The sequence below is a fragment of the Winogradskyella litoriviva genome (genome assembly GCF_013249065.1).
Taxonomy (GTDB): domain Bacteria; phylum Bacteroidota; class Bacteroidia; order Flavobacteriales; family Flavobacteriaceae; genus Winogradskyella; species Winogradskyella litoriviva.
The window spans coordinates 1-2662 of the sequence record NZ_JABRWQ010000021.1 but is presented as its reverse complement, the minus strand read 5'-3'; the positions used below and the strand labels follow the sequence as shown (position 1 = coordinate 2662).

3 protein-coding genes are annotated in these 2662 nt (G+C 29.8%); all 3 read left to right on the top strand.

Going from position 1 to position 2662, the window contains the following annotated elements; all coding sequences use genetic code 11:
- Nucleotides 1-142: 142 nt before the first annotated feature.
- The 3 genes from HNV10_RS17030 to HNV10_RS17020 all read left to right on the top strand — a co-directional run bounded on the left by HNV10_RS17030 (nt 143) and on the right by HNV10_RS17020 (nt 2433).
- Complete coding sequence (locus tag HNV10_RS17030; RefSeq protein ID WP_173302659.1) at nt 143-892, top strand: hypothetical protein; 750 nt, start codon at nt 143-145, stop codon at nt 890-892.
- Between the two features lie 159 nt (nt 893-1051).
- Complete coding sequence (locus tag HNV10_RS17025; protein WP_173302657.1) at nt 1052-1660, top strand: hypothetical protein; 609 nt, start codon at nt 1052-1054, stop codon at nt 1658-1660.
- Nucleotides 1661-1818: 158 nt separating this feature from the next.
- Complete coding sequence (locus tag HNV10_RS17020; RefSeq protein WP_173302655.1) at nt 1819-2433, top strand: hypothetical protein; 615 nt, start codon at nt 1819-1821, stop codon at nt 2431-2433.
- Nucleotides 2434-2662: the final 229 nt, after the last annotated feature.

The window sequence follows — 2662 nt, the reverse complement described above, 5'->3', positions numbered from 1 at the left end:
CAATGTGTATAACTAATTGCTGTATTAGTCTCTACTTGCGAATATTCCTTCGGAATATTCACAGGTTCGTGAAAGTTTGCTAACTTAGTTGCTTAAACCACGCAACTAAGTAATACACGCACACGTTGTGTGCAATACGAAAATGACATCGAGACTAAAAAATAACATCAAGAAATTATATGAAACTTTTGAAAAGTATCATAGCAATTCGAATATGAATGGAAGTCCGAATTATGACGATTTAAACAAATGGAATGATGAATTATTCTCAAAATCTCTAACGGAATTAACTGAAGATGATTTATCTCGTTTCACAGGAAAAGCAATTACGACTTGGGGAAATGCAAACGATTATAAACATTTCCTACCACGAATTTTTGAATTAACAGCTGAATTAAAAACGCCTTATGAAATTTGGATTGCGTTTGACAAACTTACTCTTGCGGAATGGAATAAATGGACTGAAAATGAACAAACAGTTATTCAGGAATTTATGATTGCGCTATGGGAAAGTATTCTGAACGATAATAGTGAAAAAGCAGAATGGGAATTTAAAGATTATTTTTCTGCGATTGCTCACTTTTATCCGAATTTTACTGATTTACTAAGTGTTTGGAACAAATCGGAATCAAAAGCATCAATTAAGCATTTATCGGAATTTATTGTTGACGAGCAAACTTCACTTTTCGATAGAAAAAAAATAAGTGGATTTCACGACCAAAAAGAAAATGCAGAAGAATTTATATCTTGGATTTTGTCAGACAAAATGCTGAATAAAGTTCAGCAGAAATATTTTGAATTTGAAACAGAGAGTTTTGCCGAAAAAATTTCTTGGGCGGAACAAATAATAGTAAATGAACGAAAAAAGTACAGCACACAACAACGTGTATAATTAATTGCTTGGTTCACTACCGACTTACGAAAATTCCGCTGGAATTTTCTATCTGTGATTTGTTTGTTAACTTAGTTGCTTAACCACGCAACTAACCATACACAATCACGTTGGCAGTAATATAAAAACTTTAGTATTTCAAATTTAACATTTTCAAAAATGAAAGAAAAATTAATTATTAAGAATCTAAAGGTTATAATGATGTTAGTAATATTCTCGTCCTTTTATTACTGTAAAAAACAAATTCCAACTGTAACTAATAGTAACAGCTTAAATCATGAAAAATCAAAGAATTATTTAGAAATCTATTATCCGGATACTGTAAATATCAAAAATACTTACGAAGGAATTATATTATATAAATCTCATTTAGATACGATAACAACTGAATTATTTAAAAAAGGAGACACCATAAGGCTTGTAACTCTATATATTCAAGACAATAAAACTCTTTTTCCAAATGACTTTGAACATATTTTAAAGAGCAAGGAATGCGATACATTTTATCCATTAAATGATGGTGGAGAAATTAAGTTTGAGCATAAATTTAATAGTTTAGGAATTAATTATTTAGAAGGTGTTCTAGAGGATGAAGTAATTTACAAAGAAACTGATACTTCATCAGGCTTAAGAATATTAACAAAGTTTAGTCATATTAATCTTCCTGTTTTTGTAACTGATGATAAAAATCTAATCGATAGTTTCTTTAAAGAAGAAATTAAAAACACAAAGCCTGATAAAAACGATATTAAAGAAATTAAAATATAAATACTACTGCCAACACCGTGTATAATTAATTGCTTTATTGAGCCTACTTGCGAATATTCCTGCGGAATATTCACGGGTTCGTAAATGTTTGCTAACTTAGTCGCTAAACCACGCAACTAACCATACACAAACACGTTAGCACCAATATAAACTCAACCTTGAACACAAAAACATTATTCAGAATATTTTTAACATCTGGATTCATTTTATGGATTTTATCTTGGATTGGAGATTCTAAAGGAATACTTCCTTCGTCAACTTATGGAATGTTTTTTTCTGCTATTTTAACTGGATTCGGAATTTATTTTTGGCTAAAATCTTATAAAGAAAAAAGAGGATACTATCCAAAGTTTTTAAAAATTTACGGGAATTTACATAAGGAAATGAAAAAGAATCCATTTAATGGAATTTTCTTTATGGTAAGACATTTGCTTAAATTCTACACTTTAATGCTCGTCTTTTCAATGGTTTTAGTATTTATTGGATTTATAACTATTGGAAAATCTGAACCTGTGAAAACAGTTCAAAACTATTGTGAAAACAACTCTGAAATAAATAAAATAACTGGAAAAATTAACCATTACGGAATTTTACGAAATGTTAACTCTAAATGGAGTTCTGAAACTGGAACTTCTGAATTATCGTTAGTTTTCGTTTCTGATAACGGAGTTTTTAATGTGTCCTCAAAATTGGAAAAAGAAAATGGAGAATGGAAAGTAAAAAAATTGGAATTGAAAGATAAAAATACTGGTGCTAACACCGTGTATAATTAATTGCTTTGGCAAGTGCTTATTTGGAAAATTCCTTCGGAATTTTCTCCGGTTCGTGTTTGTTTACTAAATTAGTTGCTTAACCACGCAACTAACCATACACAAACACGTTGTGGTTAATTTGAGAACAAACTATGGGGACACATATTGACTGTATAATTCCGAAAGAAAAAGAATATTCAGTTGAGGAAATAAAACAAAAACTGAAAAGTGCTTATGACAGACTGAAATC